This window comes from Deinococcus arboris (assembly GCF_009755355.1).
GTDB lineage: Bacteria > Deinococcota > Deinococci > Deinococcales > Deinococcaceae > Deinococcus > Deinococcus betulae.
Genome location: NZ_WQLB01000022.1, coordinates 31,346 through 48,282 on the forward strand (window position 1 = coordinate 31,346; position 16,937 = coordinate 48,282).

Sequence of the window (16,937 nt, forward strand, 5' to 3'; positions counted from 1 at the left end):
TCCACTTACCTTAAAAACCGAATGGTCAGCGGGTAGTGGTACGGCTGCCCGGCACTGACGCGCACCACCGCCACAATCATGAACACGAAGGGAATCAGGCCCAGCACCACCATGACAGGGAGGTAGAACAGGAAAAACGTGCTGAACGTCCCGAGCACGGCCAGGCCCGCCAGTTCGGGGCGGGTCACGGCCCCCACTGCGCCGCCAATGAGGCCCAGGCTGAACAGCACGAAGGCCAGCACGCCCAGCACCAGGCCGTACAGCCAGACACTGAGCTGAAAATTCAGGGCTTCTTTGCCCTGTTCATCCAGGGCGCGGCTGCGGTCGCGCAGGGCCAGCCAGGCGATCAGCGGCCCCAGGATATTGCCCAGCGTGGGCAGCAGCAGTCCGGCCAGCGGCGACAGGTGGGTCAGGATGGCGGGCGTTCGCTCGGCTTCGGGGAGGAGGGCGGGCAGGCGGGTCATGCTTGACACTACGCCCCCCCTCTGCCTACAGTTCCCAGGCGATGACCCGAGGCCGACCAGTCAGAAGCGCCGCGCAAAAGGCGCAGGCGGCGGCGCGTGACCGCCTGCCCATCCAGGCCGGCATTCAGCCCGAGCAGCCCATTCAGGGTGAAAACGTGGACCTGTACAGCGACGGCGCCTGCGACACCCAGGCGGGGCACGGCGGCTGGGCCACCATCCTGAACTACAAGGGCAAGGAGCTGGTCCTGAGCGGCCACGAGGCAGGCACCACCAACAACCGCATGGAGCTGCGCGGCCTGCTCGAAGGCCTGAAGATGCTCAAACGGCCCTGTCAGGTGCGGGTGGTCACCGACAGCCAGTATCTGCGCAAGGCCTTTACAGACGGCTGGATTCTGAAATGGCAGCGCAACGGCTGGAAGACGGCGGGCGGCGACCCCGTCAAAAACCAGGACCTGTGGGAAGACCTGATTGCCCAGGCGCGGCTGCACGCCCTGACCTTCGTGTGGGTCAAGGGCCACGCCGGGCACGGCGAAAACGAGCGGGTTGACGAGTTGGCCGTGCAGGAGCGCAAGAAGCTCAGGAAGGCGTAGCCCGCCACTCGCAGCGGTAGCGCCGGCCCTCCCAGGGCGACGGCACCTCCTGCACTGTCAAGCCGCAGCGGCGGTAGAAGTCGGCGGCGCTGTCGTCAGTTTCGGCGCTCAGGGTTAGGAGGTCTAGGTGCCCAGTGACCGCACGCAGCAGCGCGCCGCCGTACCCCTGCCGCTCTTGACCGGGCGCGGTGGCGATATGCAGGAGGGTGGCGTGCCTTCCCTCTGTCCGTAGCCCAGCGGCACTGACGGGCTGGCCCTGGGCCTCCCACACCCAGACCTGGCGCGCTGGATCGGTGCGGTAGGCCTCCAGTTCAGCCTGCACCCGCGCCGGGTTGGGAAACATGGCGCGCGTCAGCAGGGCCGTGACCGGCAGAGACAGAGGCAGGAGTGGGCGCAGCATGCTTCAGGCTAGGGGTAGGGCAGATGGCCCCGCCATTGTGCTTATCGTGGGGAGGCCGCGCACCGGACTACGCTGGGGGTCATGACCAACCCAGCCTCCTCCTTGCAGCCGCCGGACGGCTGGCGCACCTTCTTGTGGCTGTGGGGGTCGCAGGCGCTGAGCGTGATTGGGTCGGCTATCGCCGGTTTTGCCTTCAACATCTACCTGACGCAGACGCGCTTTCCCCTGGCCGAGCAAAAACCGCAGCTGGCGGCGGCCCTCTCGCTCACTGCGCTGGCCTGGACGCTGGCGGCCACCCTGACGGCGCCGCTGGCCGGGGCGTGGACCGACCGCCATGACCGGCGCCGCATCATGCTGGCCTGCGACCTGGCCGGGGCCGCCCTGACCTTTGCGCTGCTGGGGCTACTGCTGCTGCCTGCCGCCCCGCTGTGGGCGCTGGTGGCGCTCTCGGCACTGATGGGCTTGGTGTCCACCTTTCACGGCTCGGCGTTTGATGCCAGCTACACCTCGCTGGTGCCCCGCGACCGCCTGCCCCGCGCCAACGGCCTGATGCAGACGGTCTGGAGCCTGGCGGGTCTGGTGGGGCCAGCGGCGGCGGCCCTACTGATCGGGGTACCGGCCCTGCTGCGCGACACAGGCGCGGCCCCAGCCTGGCTGAGCGGTCTGAATGACGGCGTGCCGTTTGCCTACGCCGTGGACGGCCTGACGTTCGTGCTGGCCGCAGCCGTGCTGTGGCGGCTGTCGGTGCCCTCCCCTGCGCCGCAACCGGCCGACACGCGGCCCACGCTGGCCCAAGACATGCGCTTTGGCTGGGTGTTTATCGGGTCGCGGCGGCCACTGCTGGCGCTGCTGCTGACCTTTGCCGTCGCCAACCTGTGCACCAGCAACCTGGGCGTGCTGGAACCGCTGATCGTCAAGTTTGGGCTTGCCGCTGACTGGCAGGCGCGCGGCGGCACATTACAAGGTGCCCTGGCGACCCTGGCGGTTACCCAGAGCGTGGGGGGCCTGCTGGGCGGCCTGCTGATCAGCACCTGGGGCGGCCTGAAGCACCAGCGGGTGCTGGGCGTGCTGATTCCGATGGTGGTGTCGGGCCTGGCCTTCGCCGCTTTTGGGGCCAGCGCCACCGTACTGGGCGCCGCCGCCGCGCTGTTTGTCATGGGCCTGACCCTGCCCACCATGAACGCCCACTCGCAGAGCATCTGGCAGTCGCAGGTGCCGCCCGAGATGCAGGGCCGCGTGTTTTCCGTGCGCCGCCTGATTGCGCAGTTCACTTCGCCCGCTAGCACCGCTCTGGCCGGCGTCCTGGCCGCCCGCTACGCGCCGGGGGGCGTGGCCATCGTGGCCGGGCTTCTGCTGGCCGCTGTGGCCGCCCTGCAACTGCTGAACCCAGTGATGCGGCGAGTGGAGGACCCGAGCCTCTCGGCACACGCGAAAGAAGTACCGGCCTCTTGAGAGAGCAGGAAAGATTGGCAAGGGCGGCCCAGAGCACTCGCTCAGGCCGCCCTTTCATCAGTTTCTGTCAAAGACCAGAGGTCAGCTGCCTTGCCGATCTCCCCTTCTACTCTCTGCTTTCCCGCTCCAGCCAGCCCGCCAGCCACGGCAACTTCACCTGCACCTTGTCGCGCAGGCCCGACCAGTAGCGGCGCGACCAGCCCTCCAGGGTGCGCTGTTTGCCGCGCGCCACCGCCAGGGCACCTTCGGGGACATCATCGTGAACGGCGCTGCCCGCCGCAATAAAGGCGGCGTCGCCCACCGTACGCGGCGCAATCAGGGTGGAGTTGCTGCCGATAAACACGCCCGCGCCCACCTGCGTGCGGTGCTTGTTCACGCCGTCAAAGTTGGCCACGATGGTCCCGGCGCCCACGTTGGTTTCCTGGCCGATGCTCACGTCGCCCAGGTAGGCCAGATGCCCCGCTTTGACGCCAGCGGCCAGCTGGGCATTCTTGGTTTCAACGAAGTTGCCGATGTGCACGCCCTCTGCCAGCACCGTACCCGCCCGCAGCCGGGCAAACGGGCCCACGTCGCTGCCAGCCCCCACCTGCGCGCCTTCCAGCACACTGTGCGGCTTGATGGTGACGCTTTCAGCCAGCACGCTGTCGGTCAGGACGCTGTAGGCACCTACCGTCACGCCGCTGGCAATCCGGGTCTGACCGCGCAGGATGACGCCAGGTTCCAGTGTCACGTCGCGGTCAATCTGCACGGTGTCCTCTATAAAGACCGTCTCGGGCATGGGAATGGTCACGCCCGCGCGCATGTGCTGCTCGGTCAGGCGGGCGCGCAGAACGCGCTGGGCGTCGGCCAGACCCACGCGGTCATTGGCCCCCATGACCTCGTCCGGGTCGGCCAGTTTGAAGGCCTGCACGGCCGCGCCCTGCTCTCGGTACAGCCCCAGCAGGTCGGTCAGGTAATACTCGCCGCCCGCGTTCTCGTTGGTGATGCGCCCGGCCAGGTCGCGCGCGCGCCCGTCCATGAGGTACACACCCGAGTTGAACTCGCGCACGGCGCGCTGCTCGGGGGTGGCGTCTTTCTGCTCCACGATGCGCTCCACTGCCCCGTCCTCATCCCGCAGGATGCGCCCGTAGCCGGTGGCGTCGGGCAGTTCGCCGGTCAGGACCGTAAAGGCGCTGCCCCGCTCACGGTGATCGGCCAGCAGGTCGCGCAGGGTCTGGGCCCGCAGCAGCGGCGTATCGCCGTACAGCACGAGCACGTCAGCGTCGCCGTGACGCTGCAGGGCGTCCAGCCCTTTCAGGAAGGCGTGACCGGTGCCCAGTTGCTGCTCCTGACGGGCAAAAGCCACCCCGGGGGCCTGCAGCGCCGCCTCGACCTGATCGGCGCCGTGACCGGTCACCACGATCACCTGGCGCGCACCCAACTCCTGCGCTGCCTTGACCGCCCAGGCCACCATCGGGCGGCCCGCCACCGGATGCAGCACCTTGGGCAAGGCGGACTTCATGCGGGTGCCCTGCCCCGCCGCCAGAATCACCACGTCCAGGGGACGATTTGTCTCACTCATACGGCGGTTACTGTACCAATCTGAATAGAACCCAGAGGCCGTGAGGGGCCACCCCCACGCCTTCTGCGGCGTAGCAAAGCGAATCTTCGAGACAGCGGCACAAAAAAAGGGCTCCCTGAGGAGCCACGAGGAATTCGGACCTCTAGACGCTGGGCGCTTCGGTGGCTGGCGCGGGGGCCGTCACCTCGGCCTTTTTCTGACGCAGGCGCACCAGCATCCAGATGCTGACCAGAATCAGCGGAATGCTGATCAGGTGCGTATCGGTGAACAGGCCGATGCCGGGGGCGTCCAGGCCCTGATTCAGGTAGGCCTTGGGCGACAGGGGGTTGAGGCGGAAGGTCTCTTCCCAGCCGGCGCGCAGCAGCGAGTACCACAGCCAGAACTGCCAGAACGCCCAGCCCGGAATGCGCGAGCGCAGCCAGAAGAACGCCGCCACCGACAGAATGATGCCGATAATCACGCCGTACAGCTGTGTGAAGTGCACGGGGGCCGTCATGACCAGTTGCCCGCCGATCTCCTGGCAGTACTGGGAGAGGTCCATGTCGGGGTTGGCATTCTTGATACACATGCCGTCGTGAAAGGCGCGGGCGCCGTCGGGCCAGCGGAACCCAACCGGCCAGCCGGTGACGCGCCCGACCGTATCGGTTCCGTTCATGATGTTGCCGATGCGTCCGCCGATGATGCCAAAGGCGACGCCGGGCACGCACAGGTCGGCGTAGCGGTAAAAGTCCATGCCCTTGCGGCGGGCGTAGTACAGCATGACCAGAATGCCGCCAATCAGGCCGCCGTGAATCGAGATGCCGCCCTGGCGGAGGTTGACAATATCCAGCAGCACGCGCGGAAAGGGAATGTTCTCAAACTGGTGCCACGAGGTCGCCACAAAGACCAGCCGGGCGCCGACCAGGCCCCAGACAATCATCCACAAGATCATGTCGTTGAACAGGTCCACGTTCAGGCCGCGCTCGCGCGCCATCTTCGTGCCGACCCACACACCCGCGACAATGCCAAGCGTAATCAGCACGCCGTACCAGGCAATCGTGAAACTGCCAATCTGCAAGAACACTGGATCCATAGGTGCTTCGTAGTGTAGGGCTTCCGGCCCAAAAAAACCGGCCTGTCTGCTGAGCACAGGCCGGCTGAATGGACAGGGATTACAGCCCTAAAGCGGGGCTCTCCTCTGGCGGCGGCAGGCGGAAGAAGTGCGACAGCAGCACGCCCAGTTCGTACAGGACGTACAGCGGCACCGCCACCATCAACATACTCGTGGGGTCCGGCGTGGGCGTAATGATGGCGGCGAACAACATGATGACAATCAGGGCAATGCGCCAGCTGCGGCGCAGAATGCCGTGGTTGACCAGCCCAATGCGGGTCAGGATGACCGCCAGGATAGGCATTTCGAAGGCCAGCCCGAACGCGATCAGGAAGGTGGTAATCGTGCCGATGTAATCCCGCAGATTCAGCAGCGGGGTAACGGTGCCGGCCAGGAAATCCAGCAGGAAGCCGACCATCGTGGGCAGGACCAGGTAGTACCCAAACAGCGCGCCGCACAGAAAGGCAAACCCAGCGCCGATCACGAAGGGCAGTGCCCAGCGCCGCTCCTGTGGATACAGACCCGGCGCAATAAAGCCCCAGATTTGACCCAGAATGAACGGCAGCGCCAGCGCGAAGCCGGCCCAGAACGAGATATTCAGCGACAGCACAAACTGATCTGTCAGGGCCTGCGTCACGACCTCCACTTTGTTCATTCGGTACTGCTCGCTGCCCAGCAGCGGCACCTTAATCGCCTCAATCAGCGCCACGCGGTACTGAAAAGCAATGACCAGCCCAATCGCCAGAAAGATCACGCTGATAATCAGGCGCTTTCTCAGCTCGTCGAGGTGGTCAAATAGGGGCGCACTTTTCAGGGTGCTGTCGCCTTGGGTCATGCGCTGATCCTCAGCTGCGGCGTTCCGCGACCGGCTCGGCGGGGGTGACCACCGGGGCGCCGGTCACCGGGTCCAGCTGACGCGAGGGCACATCGGTCACGGGGGTGACGGGCTGGTGGGTTTCACGCTTGAATTCCTTGATGCCCTGGCCCAGGCCCTTGCCCAGTTCGGGCAGCTTGCGGGCGCCAAACACCAGCGCAATCACAACAACAATCAGGATAATTTCGAGGGGTCCCATGTTCGTGTCTCCTTAAGAAGGCGGGGCCGCACTCTATGCGGCCGTCTCTCTGCCCTGAAGGTATGCGATTGGTGGGCCGGCAGATTGACCTCAGCTCACCTATCAAACCTTAATCGGCGTTGATCAAAGGACGGTGAACGCCCGCCACGCGCGCCCCGTCCGGCCTGAAGCGGGGGCTTTTGCAGCTGGTGGGACGGGTCAGATGCTCCAGCCACCGTCCACCAGCAGTTCCTGGCCGGTGATGTACGCCGCTTCCTTGGTGGCCAGAAACGCCACGGCCGCCGCCACCTCGTTGGCCTCGCCAAAGCGGCGGGCCGGAATGCGCGCCGCCAGCGCCTCGGCGTCGACTGGGTCGCGGTGCAGGGCGCGCAGGCGCTCGGTGGCGGTATAGCCGGGCGCCACCGTGTTACAGGTCACGCCGTCGGCGGCGACCTCCAGGGCCAGGGTTTTCAGGTGGTTAGTGACTGCGGCGCGCATGGCGTTGCTGACCGGTAAGGTCAGGGCCGGGCGCCCCACCGTCAGGCTGGTGATGGCGATAATGCGGCCCCAGCGCCGGTCCCGCATCCCGGGCAGTACGGCGGTGGCCAGGCGCGCGGTGCTGAGAAAGGTGGTCTGGAAGCCCTGCGTCCAGGCGGCCTCGTCCACCTCGCTGGGCCGGGCGGGGGGCGGACCGCCCGCGTTGCTGACCAGAATGTCCACCGGGCCGGCGGCCTCCACGGCAGCCTGCACGCCCTCTAGCGTGCTCACATCCGCCACCACGCAGCGCGCACCCAGGGCGTCAGCGGCGCGGCGCAGCGCCTCCTCGCCGCGCGCCGCCAGCGTGACGTGGGCACCCAGCCGCGCCAGATCGTGGGCAGCGGCCAGCCCAATTCCTTTGCTGCCGCCCGTGACCAGGGCGCGTTTACCGTCCAGCCGAAAGAGGGTCATAGCGGCCACCTTATCTGGATTCTGGCTGTGCCGTTCACCCTTCGTGCCCAGAAGCAAGGGGAGCACGCCGCAGCCGTCAGCCCACTTCAACTGATGGGCAGAGATGAACCAACTGGCGTCTAGATGCACCCACAGCCCGCGCACGCCTCCGTCACCTGCTCTAGCCTGCGGGCATGAACGTTCTGATCGTGGTGGCCACCGCTGGTGAGGCCGAGCGGCTGCGCGACCTGGAAGCTGGACCCAGTGCGCGGGTGGTGGTCAGCGGCGTGGGGCCCGTGGCGGCGGCGCTCGCCACTGCGCGCGCCCTGGCCCAGGCGCCCGCCGACCTGGTGGTCAGTGCCGGCATTGGCGGGGCCTACCCTGGCTCGCGCCTGGTACCGGGCGACCTGGCGGTGGCCAGCGTCATTGTGCAGGCCGACCTGGGGGCCTGGGATGGAGAAGCCTTTTTGCCCCTGGAGACCCTGGGGCTGTCGGTGCAGCCAGACCGCACCCAGGGCGCAGTCTTTCCAGTCTGGCCCGGCGCGGCGGAGGCGGCGCGCGTGGCCGGCGCTGCCTGTGGGCCGGCCCTGACGCTGTGCAGCGTAACCGGCTCGCACGAAGGGGCGCAGGCACTGGCAGAGCGCTGGCCCGGTGCCCTGACCGAAGGCATGGAGGGCGCCGGCGTGGCCCACGCGGCGCTGCTGGCGGGTGTGCCGGCATTGGAGGTGCGCGGCGTCAGTAATCCGGTGGGACCACGGGACCGGGCCGCGTGGCGTCTGCCTGAGGCGCTGGCCGCCACCCGGCGTGGCCTGGAGGCGGTGCTGAGCGTGGCCCAGCGGTGGCCTGACTGAACCAGGGCCAGACAACCTGATGGATATCGGCGCAACAGCCTAAGCCGCCTCGGGTAACAGCACGCCAGAGCGCTGGGACAAGGGGCCGTGTCAGATGAGCGGCCCGCTCTGGTCTGCCAACTAATCCTGTGGTGGCTTGGGGCCCATCAAAAAGGCGCAAGACAGCTCTGACAGCGCGGCCTCTTCTCCCAAAAGCACCCCCAATACCCCTAGTTTAGTTGACAAAATAACTCAACTTATCTGCTATTCTAAGCCTCATGAAGCGTGCGTTTCTCTCCCTACTGACCCTGAGTCTGGTCGCTGGCGCTGGCGCGCAGCAGGCCAAAGAATTGCGTCTGGGCGTGTTCCCCAATGTCACCCACGCCGCCGGCCTGGTGGGCGTGCAGCGCGGCCTCTTCCAGAAGGAACTGGGGGGCGTCAAGCTGGTCGTCAAGGAATTTGCCAACGGCTCGCAGATCAATGAGGCCTTTGCAGCGGGCGCCATTGACGCCGCCTATGTCGGACCCGGCCCGGCCATGAACGCCTTTATGCGCGGTGTGCCCATTCAGGTCTACGCCGGCGCCGCCAATGCGGGCGCGGTGCTGGTGGCGCGCAAGGACAGTGGCGTGCGCAACGTCAAGGGCCTGGCGGGCAAAAAGGTCGCCGTGCCCACACGCGGCTCCACGCAGGACATCAGCCTGCGCCACCTGCTGCACGAAAACGGCCTAAAGGCCAGCGATGAGGGCGGCACGGTCACCATCGTGCCCATTGACCCGGCCAACATGCCCGCCGCCTTTGCGGCCAAACAGGTCGACGCCGCGCTGGTGCAGGAGCCCTGGGGCGCCGTCATGGAAACGCAGGGCGCCCGCCTGATTGCCAACGAAAAGGCCATCTGGGAAGGGGGCAACTACACCACCACCGTATTGGTCGTGAACACCAAGTACGCCGCCGCCAACCCCGACACCCTGACCGACCTGCTGCGCGGGCACCTGAACGCCATCAAGTTCATTGGCAGCAGCAACGCGGGGGCGCAGAAGGCCATCGCCGAACAGATCAATACCTTTACCGGCAAGCGGCCGGGCAGCGCCGAGCTGTTCAAGGCGCTGGCCCGCACCCGCGTCACCTGGGACATTAACCTCAAGACGCTGGCGGAGTACGCTGAACTGAACAAGGAAGCCGGCTTTGCGCGGGACGTGCCGGACCTGAGCAAATTCGTGAACCTGAACATTATTCGCGGCCTGGCAAAATAAGCGCCGGGCGCAGCGTGAAGAGCGCCGTTCAAGGAGTCTCTGCGGAGGCTCCTTTGTTGTCATGGCGGCGGGGTTATCTCTGGGAAGAACTCCGATTGAATTGAGCAGGATGCTCGATGAAATCCGAGCGAACTTGGAAAGTTGCGCATCAGAGCGAGCAGGAATAGATGCGGATTCCGCTGAATTACAGCACACCCGGACAGGCACCGTCTACGCTTCCATATCGCGAAATCCGTATGAGACGGCACATGCTCCGCATGACCTGAGCGGGCTGGCACCGCGGCGAAAGTGGCAACAGCGCAGGGACCGAGAAGGGCGCCTTCTCCTCTGGTTCACCGCGCCGCGCCCTCCCCTTTCCCGCTGCCCGCTACACTGAAGGGATGACGGGGCCTAAGAAGGGTTCACGGGGCCGAGCCCCGAAACGCAACACCGCACAGGGGCGCGGCGGCGCCACACGCGACAGCAGCCGGCCGGCGCGGGAACGCAGCGCAGCAGCGGGCAGCGACCGGAGCGAGCAGCGACCAGACCGCCCCCAGACCGCGCGCAGCGGCGCAGCGGGCAAAAGCAGCGGAACCACAGCGGGTGGAAGTGGCCGCGCGGGCCAGACTCGCGGCGGACCGCGCCGGACTGGGCCTGGCCAGAACCGGGGCACGCCGGGCGAAGGCGGTGGTTCGGGGCGCACCGGCCAGCAGGGCCGCGCCGGTCAGATTCAGCGCCGCAAGCCGCTGCCCGAACTCAAGCGGGTGCAGCTGGACGCCCCCGCCCCTGACCGCGTGTTTAAGGACCGCGACGGCGAGGGCCTGACCTTTCCCGACAGCAACCTCAAGCGGGTGGCCGCCCAGATTCTGACCGAAAAGCGCAAGGCGTGGCGCTACCGGCCCTTTTCGTTTCCGCTGTTTACCGACAAGGGCAACGAGCAGGCCTTTCACTTTGACTTCTATGTCTATGACGCCGAGGACAGCGTCATTCGCCTGATTCTGGTGGTGCCTTTCGAGTCGCGTGAAGTCTGGGACCGCGTGGGCCGGTTCAAGCGCCAGTACCCCATGTATCCCTACGAGCTCTGGACGCCAGAAAAACTGGCGCGCCTGAGTGGCCCGCGCGGCCGACTGGAGTTTTAAGCCGGGACGTGCAGGCCGGCCTCGATGTCTCCGGGGGCAGAGCTATACCGGCCTTCCCCCTTCCGGCCTATGCTGGCGGGCATGAATGCCAAAGGGGACTTAATCGCGCGGGCCATCACCCTGGGCCTGGGCACGCCTGTATTCGAGGTCACGCCGCAGGGGCCGCCCCACGAACCGCTGTTCCGGGTCACGGTGCGCGTGGGCGGGGAAGTGCTGGGCCAGGGCGGCGAAGGCCGCAGCAAACGCGACGCCGAGCGGATGGCCGCCGAATCGGCCTTGAAGGCGCTGGATGACCCGGCGCCGACCAGGGCCGACGACCCTCAGCCGCAGGTCACGGGGCGCTGGCCCATCTACAGCGTGGTGCTGGAGGCCGCGCTGGAAACGGCTGCCGAATTTGCCGACGACGACGCCACCCTGGACGACGTGCGCGCCCAGGCCGCGCGGCTGTACCGGGACCTCCTGACCGAGTTGGGGCACGGTCCCGAGGCAGAGGAATGAGCGCCTGGCCCTGGCGCCCGGACGGCGTGCTGTTCGACATGGACGGCGTGCTCACCCTGAACAACCACTTTCACCGTCAGGCGTGGCAGGAGGTGGCCGCCGAGGTGCTGGGCCTGCACCTGACCGAGCAGGACCTGGACACCAAGGTGGACGGCGGGCGTAACCCCGAAATCATGGAGCGCTTGACCGGCACCCCGCCCGAGGAAGCCCTGGCGCGGCGCTTTCATGACGTCAAGGAGGGCCGCTACCGCGCCCTGGCCGCCGGCGCCCTGCGCGAGGTGGTGGGTCTGAGCCGCTATCTGGACGCCCTGGACGTGCGGGGCATTCCCTTTGCCCTGGTCACCAGTGCCGACGCCGTGAACGTGGCGTTTGGGATGGAGGCGCTGGGCTTTGGTCACCGCTTCCGCACCCGCGTGCTGGGCGAAGACGTGTCGCGCGGCAAGCCTCACCCCGAACCGTTTCTGCTGGGGGCCGCGCGCCTGGGCCTGAGCCCTGAGCGCTGCCTGGCCCACGAGGACGCCGTCAATGGCGTTCGCAGCGCGGCTGGGGCCGGGTGCCGCGTGGTGGCCCTGACCACCACCGCCCCCGCTGAGGCCCTGCTGGCGGCAGGCGCCGAACGCACCGCCCCCGATTTCAGTGACTGGGCCCAGTGGTTGACCTAGCGGCGGCTGAGTTAGTGGTGGTCGGCTTAGCGGCAGCAGGCCTGGCCCCATGAAAGGCGCCGAGGCTGAAGCCCGCGCCGCCGCGCATCTGGGGGCTCTGGGCCGCACGGTGCTGGCCCGGAACTACCGTGTCCGGGGCGGCGAAATTGATCTGGTGACGCAGGAGCAGAGCGGCGCCCTGGTCTTCACCGAGGTGCGTCACCGCGCCCGCGCCACCCACGGTGGGGCGGCCGAGAGCGTCACCCCCCGCAAGCTGGCCCTGATGCACCGCGCCGCCCAGACCTACCTGCTGCGCGAGTGTGGCCGTGACGACCTGCCCTGCCGCCTGGAGGTCCTGACCATTGACGGGCCGGTCCACACCGGGGCGCTGGCCCTGTGGCCTGTGGAATAAAGCTGCCGCTGCCTGGAAGAGGGAGGCCCTCACTCCCAACAAGGAAGCGACCCGGTTTGACCCAGGCCGCCTCTCTGCTCACCCATCCTTTTACTGACGGTCTTGCAGCTTCACGTAGTGCGCGTCTTTCTCGCCGGTGTACACGGCGTCAGGGCGCAGCAGGCGGTTGTCGCGAGTGTACTCAATGACGCTGGCACACCAGCCGCTGATGCGGGCCAGGGCGAAGATGGGCGTGAAGAACTCCTTCTTGATGCCCAGATCGCTGTAGACCGTGCCGCTGTAAAAGTCCACGTTGGGGTAGATGCCCTTGGACCCGATACGGTCCACGACGACCTTCTCGATGGTTTCCAGAATCTGGTAGTAGTTGCTCTTGCCCTCTTTGTTGGCCACCACTTCGGCGTAGTCACGCAGCACGCGCGAGCGGGGGTCAAAGTACTTATAGACGCGGTGCCCCACGCCCATGATTTTTTCCTTGTTATCCAGCTTCTTGGTGATGTAGGCCTCGGCCTGCTCGGGGGTGCCGACCTCGTCGAGCATGTCCATCACGGCCTCGTTGGCGCCGCCGTGCAGCGGTCCCTTCAGGGCACCAATCGCGCTCGTCATGCACGAGTACATATCCGAGAGGGTGGACGCCGTGGCAATCGCCGTGAAGGTGCTGGCGTTCATGCCGTGGTCCACATGCAGCACCAGGGCAATGTCAAACAGGCGAGCCTGTTCGGCGGTCGGCTCCTTGCCGCTCAGCATGTACAGGTAGTTGCCGGCGTGGGTCAGGTCCATGCGCGGCGCCACGATGTCCTGGCCGTCCTGGGCGCGGTTAATGGCCGCGATGATGGTCGCAAACTGCGCGATCAGGCGCGTGGCGATGGCGCGGCGGCCTTCTGCGGTGGTGTCCTCGGCCTGGGGGTCCAGCAGGCCCAGGTACGACACGGCCGTGCGCAGCGCCTGCATGGGGTGAACGCCCCTGGGCATCGCCTGAATCACGGCGGCCAGCGCTTCGGGGATGGCGCGGTTGGCTTTCAGGTCGGCGTCAAAGGCGGCCAGTTCGGCGGCTGTGGGTAGCTGGCCATTAAGCAGGGCCAGCGACAGTTCTTCAAAGGTGCTGTTCTCGGCCCACTCCTGAATGGGAATCCCCAGGTGGGTCAGAATCCCTTCGGTGCCGTTGATGAACGTGAGTTTGCTTTCCGTAAAGAGGACGCCCTCAAGCCCTTTGGCGATATTCGTCATGATGAGCCGAGCATAGCACCGGACCGCTTTCGTTCTGCCCCCGCTGCACGTTCCCGCAGGGGTGACAGGGCGCGCCTGCTGGGGCCGCCCGCTTACAATGCCCGGCGATGACCGACGCACCCTCCACCGTCACTCTGGCGCTAGATACGGCCACGCCCTGGCTGACCCTGGCCCTCAGCTGGGCTGGCGGCGAGGTCAGCGTCTCGCGCGAGGTGGGCCGCGCCCACGCCGAGCTGCTGCCCGCAGCTACCCGCGCCCTCTTTGAAGAGGTGGGGCGGCCCTTTACAGCCGACCTGATCGTGGTGGGCACTGGGCCTGGGTCGTACACCGGCGTGCGCGTGGGAGCCAGCTACGCGCTGGGGCTGGGGCGCGTCTGGGGGGCGCCGGTGCTGGGGGTCAGCACGCTTGAGGCCCTGGTGCGCGGCGAGGGCCGGCAGGGGGTGTCGCTGGACGCCCGCAAGGGCAACGTGTACGGGGCCGTCTATGAGGTGAGGGGCGGCGTGGTGCAGGGGCGCCTGCACCCGCCAGCCCGGCTGCCCCTGACCGAATTTGAAGCGCTGCTGGGCGGCGCCCCCCACCACCATGACCCGGCGCCGGACGGCGTGGCGCTGCTGCGGGCCGGGCTGGCCCACGGTCAGCGCGACTGGGCCCTGGCGTACCTGTAGGGCGCCGGCCCGGTCGGCTCAGCCCTCTTCACTGCTGAGCCGTACAGGCGGGCCACAGTTCACCATGACCCAACAGGACTCACCCCCTCACGCCATCTTTTAAGGATTGCCCCGGACGGGTGGGCGTAGGCCTCACCCCAACCCGCGCCTGGGGGCGCACACTGCGGGCATGCTGGACAACATCCTGAACACAGTCAAGCGTGGAGCCGAGCGGGTGCAGCGCCGGGGCGAGGAGGTGGCGCACACCGCGCGCCTGCGCATGGAGGTCTTTCAGCTGGGCCGCGAACTGGACGCGCTGTATGGCCGCCTGGGCCGCTCCTATCATTCCGGGGCCGACCGCGAGGTGCTGGGCGGCATTCAGGACGACATCCGCCGCGTCGAGGACGAGATTCGCGCCCGCGAACACCTGATGACCGAGCTGGGCAGTGACCCAGAAATGCCCCAGCCGTCCTCTGACCCCATGAGCCTTGCCAAAGCGCCCCTCCCCACCGGAGGCACTGAGCCCAACGTGCCGGCCGCTGTTCCCCGCCCTCACCCCCAGGAGGCCACGATGTCCGACGCTGACCGCAACCCCTACCAGACCCCCGCCGACCGCACCCCAGAGGAGCGTCCTGCGGGCGTGCCCACCAGCCCTGACCCCACCATGCAGCACAGCGATGACCGCCTGGTGCCCGGCGAACACCGCGCGGGCGTGGCCCTGGAAGCCGAGCGCGACAAGCAGTTCCGTCACGACAACACCATCGAGGAAGGCAAGGCTGCCAGCCGCAACCCCGACCCCTTAGATAAATAGACATAATCCGGCAAAGGCGCTGGGGCATTCTGCTCGCTCCCAGCGCCTTTCTCTTTGGATTAGGAAGCTGCATCTGTCCCTATTGTCAGATCAAAGCAGTCCAGCCGGAGCCAGCGGCCCTATTCACACTCGGGCCGCTTTGCTGCTAGCTTCAGCCCTCACGGATAAACTGCGGGGCGCGCTTGGCCTTAAAGGCCGACACACCTTCTTCGTGCTCCCAGTGGTCGCCGGCCAGCTGTTGCAGGGCCGCTTCCTGGTCCAGCGCTTCGTCCAGGCCACTGGTCAGGGCAGCGACCAGCGCCTGTTTGGTCAGTTTCAGGGCGTGGGCCGGGCGCTGCGCCAGCCGCTCGGCGTAGGCCTGCACGTCAGCGGCAAAGGTGTCATCGGCAAAGACATGCTCACACAGGCCCAGTCGCAGGGCGTCCTCAGCCCGCACGCGCTCGGCCAGGGCCATCAGCTCGAAGGCGCGGTGGTAGCCCACCAGGCGCGGCAGGGTCCAGGTGCTGCCCGAATCTGGAATCAGGGCAATATTAGAAAACACCTCAATCAGACTGGCCGACGCGGCCCACAGCCGGATGTCGCCGGCCAGGGCAAGGCTGGCCCCGGCCCCGGCGGCCACGCCATTGACCGCGCTGATGACCGGCTTGCCCAGCCCCCGAATCGTGCGAATCAGGGGGTTATAGGTGTGGTGCAGGTGCTCGGTGAAGGTCATGTCGCGCCCCGACACGTCGCCCAGGTCCTGCCCGGCACAGAAGCCCCGCCCCGCCCCGGTCAGCACGACCACTCGCACATCGGGGTTAGCGTCGGCAGCTTGCAGTTCGCGGGTCAGGGTCAGCAGCAACTCGTCGTTGGCTGCGTTCAGTTTGTCGGGGCGGTTGAGGGTCAGGGTCAGAACATGCGCCTGGGTGCGCGCCAGAATCACAGGGTCAGCGGTCATGGCCAGCAGCGTAGCGCGCCCGCGCCCGGCTGCTACACTCCGGGCCGTGAGCGAGCCTGCGGCCCTGCCCGTCATCTTGGCACTGGATGTCAGCAAGTCCCGCATTGGGTTTGCGGTCAATGCGGGCCGCCTGGCGTTCGGGCGCGGCAGCGTGGACCGCAAGCGGTTGCCCCTGGACCTGAAAGCGGTGCGTCTGCGCGCCGAGGCTGCTGGGGCCACCCTGCTGCTGCTGGGCCTGCCCCTGCGAACGGACGGCGCCCACAGCCCCAGCGCCGACCGGGTGCGCGCCTTTGGGCGCATTCTGGAAGACAAGGGCTACGCGGTGGCCTATCAGGACGAGCGCTTTACCACCCGCCGCGCCCGCGCCCTGGGGGCCGCCGACGAGGATGAGGCCGCCGCAGTCCAGATTCTGGAGCTTTACCTGATGGGCCAGGCGCCCCAGGGTGAGAGAGGCGACAGAGAGCTTTCACCAGAAAGCTGACGAAGTTCTGAGAAATCTCAAGTCTTCTTTAGAGATGACCCACCGAATCTAAAGATTTGGTGGAGCAGGTACACTGCCTTATCCCATGAAAGCTGCCCTCACCCGCTGCCTGCACGTGCTGCTCATCGACGATGATCCAGCCGACAGACTGCTGGCGCTGGAAGCATTTGGCGAACATGCCGAGACCGTGGACATCAGCGTGTGTGAGGACGGCGTGGAGGCCCTGGCCTGGCTGCGCCACCCTGGCCGCGCCCTGCCGGACGTGGTGATTCTGGACCTGAACATGCCACGCATGACGGGCTTTGAAGTGATTGCCGCCATCCGCGCTGACCCGGCGCTGCGGCACCTGCCAGTGGTGATTCTGTCCACCTCGGACAGCCCGGAAGATGTGGCGCAGGCGTATAACCTGTTCGCCAGTTCGTACATGGTCAAGAGCAAGGATTTCCCCGGCTTTCTGGCGCAGGTGGACCATTTTGTGAAGTTCTGGCAGGACTGCCGCTTTAACCGCCCGGACGCTGGGTAAGTGCCCCAGGCAGGGGCTGTTTCGGGCAGGAG

The 16,937-nt window shown here is 67.0% G+C and carries 21 protein-coding genes; 12 read left to right on the forward strand and 9 right to left on the reverse strand.

The genetic code is table 11. The features are described from left to right. Nucleotides 1–5: 5 nt before the first annotated feature. Nucleotides 6–464: a DUF4870 domain-containing protein gene (locus GO986_RS14915; protein WP_157460104.1), complete on the reverse strand. Its 459-nt coding sequence runs from the start codon at nucleotides 462–464 to the stop codon at nucleotides 6–8. A 41-nt stretch (nucleotides 465–505) separates the two neighbouring features. Between GO986_RS14915 and rnhA the strand changes: the two genes are divergently transcribed. After that, nucleotides 506–1,054 (forward strand): ribonuclease HI, encoded by a 549-nt coding sequence (rnhA, locus tag GO986_RS14920; RefSeq protein WP_157460105.1) that lies wholly within the window; start codon nucleotides 506–508, stop codon nucleotides 1,052–1,054. On the opposite strand, the gene GO986_RS14925 is transcribed toward rnhA, so the two are convergent. Then, nucleotides 1,041–1,454 carry a GNAT family N-acetyltransferase gene (locus GO986_RS14925; RefSeq protein WP_157460106.1) on the reverse strand — a complete coding sequence of 138 codons (414 nt, stop codon included), beginning with the start codon at nucleotides 1,452–1,454 and terminating at the stop codon, nucleotides 1,041–1,043. The genes rnhA and GO986_RS14925 overlap by 14 nt on opposite strands. Before the next feature lie 81 nt (nucleotides 1,455–1,535). On the opposite strand from GO986_RS14925, the gene GO986_RS14930 reads away from it, so the two are divergent. Continuing rightward, complete coding sequence (locus GO986_RS14930; protein WP_157460107.1) at nucleotides 1,536–2,906, forward strand: MFS transporter; 1,371 nt, start codon at nucleotides 1,536–1,538, stop codon at nucleotides 2,904–2,906. Nucleotides 2,907–3,012: 106 nt separating this feature from the next. Here GO986_RS14930 and glmU read toward each other — a convergent pair whose 3' ends face one another. From glmU to GO986_RS14955, 5 genes are all read right to left on the reverse strand, one after another. Next, nucleotides 3,013–4,467, reverse strand: coding sequence for a bifunctional UDP-N-acetylglucosamine diphosphorylase/glucosamine-1-phosphate N-acetyltransferase GlmU (glmU, locus tag GO986_RS14935; RefSeq protein WP_157460108.1), 1,455 nt, complete (start codon nucleotides 4,465–4,467; stop codon nucleotides 3,013–3,015). A 142-nt stretch (nucleotides 4,468–4,609) separates the two neighbouring features. Then, nucleotides 4,610–5,539, reverse strand: a complete 930-nt coding sequence (locus GO986_RS14940) for a prolipoprotein diacylglyceryl transferase (RefSeq protein ID WP_157460109.1) — start codon at nucleotides 5,537–5,539, stop codon at nucleotides 4,610–4,612. 79 nt (nucleotides 5,540–5,618) lie between these two features. Continuing rightward, nucleotides 5,619–6,392, reverse strand: a complete 774-nt coding sequence (gene tatC / locus GO986_RS14945; protein ID WP_157460110.1) for a twin-arginine translocase subunit TatC — start codon at nucleotides 6,390–6,392, stop codon at nucleotides 5,619–5,621. A gap of 10 nt (nucleotides 6,393–6,402) precedes the next feature. Beyond that, entirely contained in the window at nucleotides 6,403–6,630 is a 228-nt protein-coding gene (locus GO986_RS14950) for a twin-arginine translocase TatA/TatE family subunit (protein WP_157460111.1), read from the reverse strand. A 198-nt stretch (nucleotides 6,631–6,828) separates the two neighbouring features. Continuing rightward, nucleotides 6,829–7,557 carry an SDR family oxidoreductase gene (locus GO986_RS14955; RefSeq protein WP_157460112.1) on the reverse strand — a complete coding sequence of 243 codons (729 nt, stop codon included), beginning with the start codon at nucleotides 7,555–7,557 and terminating at the stop codon, nucleotides 6,829–6,831. Nucleotides 7,558–7,730: 173 nt separating this feature from the next. Between GO986_RS14955 and mqnB the strand changes: the two genes are divergently transcribed. The 6 genes from mqnB (at nucleotide 7,731) to GO986_RS14985 (ending at nucleotide 12,285) form a co-directional block, all read left to right on the forward strand. After that, a complete protein-coding gene (gene mqnB, locus GO986_RS14960) occupies nucleotides 7,731–8,387 on the forward strand; it encodes a futalosine hydrolase (protein ID WP_157460113.1) in 657 nt (218 codons plus the stop codon). 257 nt (nucleotides 8,388–8,644) lie between these two features. Continuing rightward, nucleotides 8,645–9,616, forward strand: a complete 972-nt coding sequence (locus GO986_RS14965; RefSeq protein ID WP_157460114.1) for an ABC transporter substrate-binding protein — start codon at nucleotides 8,645–8,647, stop codon at nucleotides 9,614–9,616. 380 nt (nucleotides 9,617–9,996) lie between these two features. Then, nucleotides 9,997–10,734 carry a hypothetical protein gene (locus tag GO986_RS14970; RefSeq protein WP_157460115.1) on the forward strand — a complete coding sequence of 246 codons (738 nt, stop codon included), beginning with the start codon at nucleotides 9,997–9,999 and terminating at the stop codon, nucleotides 10,732–10,734. A gap of 81 nt (nucleotides 10,735–10,815) precedes the next feature. Continuing rightward, on the forward strand, nucleotides 10,816–11,232 hold the full coding sequence (locus tag GO986_RS14975) for a putative dsRNA-binding protein (RefSeq protein ID WP_157460116.1): 417 nt from the start codon (nucleotides 10,816–10,818) through the stop codon (nucleotides 11,230–11,232). Next, entirely contained in the window at nucleotides 11,229–11,894 is a 666-nt protein-coding gene (locus GO986_RS14980; RefSeq protein WP_157460117.1) for an HAD family hydrolase, read from the forward strand. Before GO986_RS14975 ends, GO986_RS14980 begins: the two co-directional genes overlap by 4 nt. 49 nt (nucleotides 11,895–11,943) lie before the next feature. Then, nucleotides 11,944–12,285: a YraN family protein gene (locus GO986_RS14985; RefSeq protein ID WP_157460118.1), complete on the forward strand. Its 342-nt coding sequence runs from the start codon at nucleotides 11,944–11,946 to the stop codon at nucleotides 12,283–12,285. Between the two features lie 90 nt (nucleotides 12,286–12,375). Here GO986_RS14985 and GO986_RS14990 read toward each other — a convergent pair whose 3' ends face one another. Continuing rightward, nucleotides 12,376–13,509 (reverse strand): citrate/2-methylcitrate synthase, encoded by a 1,134-nt coding sequence (locus GO986_RS14990; RefSeq protein ID WP_157460119.1) that lies wholly within the window; start codon nucleotides 13,507–13,509, stop codon nucleotides 12,376–12,378. Between the two features lie 107 nt (nucleotides 13,510–13,616). Between GO986_RS14990 and tsaB the strand changes: the two genes are divergently transcribed. Both tsaB and GO986_RS15000 read left to right on the forward strand, forming a co-directional pair. Then, nucleotides 13,617–14,174: a tRNA (adenosine(37)-N6)-threonylcarbamoyltransferase complex dimerization subunit type 1 TsaB gene (tsaB, locus tag GO986_RS14995; protein WP_157460120.1), complete on the forward strand. Its 558-nt coding sequence runs from the start codon at nucleotides 13,617–13,619 to the stop codon at nucleotides 14,172–14,174. A 169-nt stretch (nucleotides 14,175–14,343) separates the two neighbouring features. Then, the gene (locus GO986_RS15000) at nucleotides 14,344–14,964 is read left to right on the forward strand and encodes a hypothetical protein (protein WP_157460121.1); all 621 of its coding nucleotides are present in this window, start codon (nucleotides 14,344–14,346) and stop codon (nucleotides 14,962–14,964) included. A 151-nt stretch (nucleotides 14,965–15,115) separates the two neighbouring features. Here GO986_RS15000 and GO986_RS15005 read toward each other — a convergent pair whose 3' ends face one another. Continuing rightward, nucleotides 15,116–15,901: an enoyl-CoA hydratase-related protein gene (locus GO986_RS15005; RefSeq protein ID WP_157460122.1), complete on the reverse strand. Its 786-nt coding sequence runs from the start codon at nucleotides 15,899–15,901 to the stop codon at nucleotides 15,116–15,118. Here GO986_RS15005 and ruvX point away from each other — a divergent pair. Together ruvX and GO986_RS15015 are read left to right on the forward strand one after the other, a co-directional pair. Then, the gene (ruvX, locus tag GO986_RS15010; protein WP_157460123.1) at nucleotides 15,900–16,382 is read left to right on the forward strand and encodes a Holliday junction resolvase RuvX; all 483 of its coding nucleotides are present in this window, start codon (nucleotides 15,900–15,902) and stop codon (nucleotides 16,380–16,382) included. The genes GO986_RS15005 and ruvX overlap by 2 nt on opposite strands. Nucleotides 16,383–16,467: 85 nt before the next feature. After that, the gene (locus tag GO986_RS15015) at nucleotides 16,468–16,905 is read left to right on the forward strand and encodes a response regulator (RefSeq protein WP_157460124.1); all 438 of its coding nucleotides are present in this window, start codon (nucleotides 16,468–16,470) and stop codon (nucleotides 16,903–16,905) included. Nucleotides 16,906–16,937: the final 32 nt, after the last annotated feature.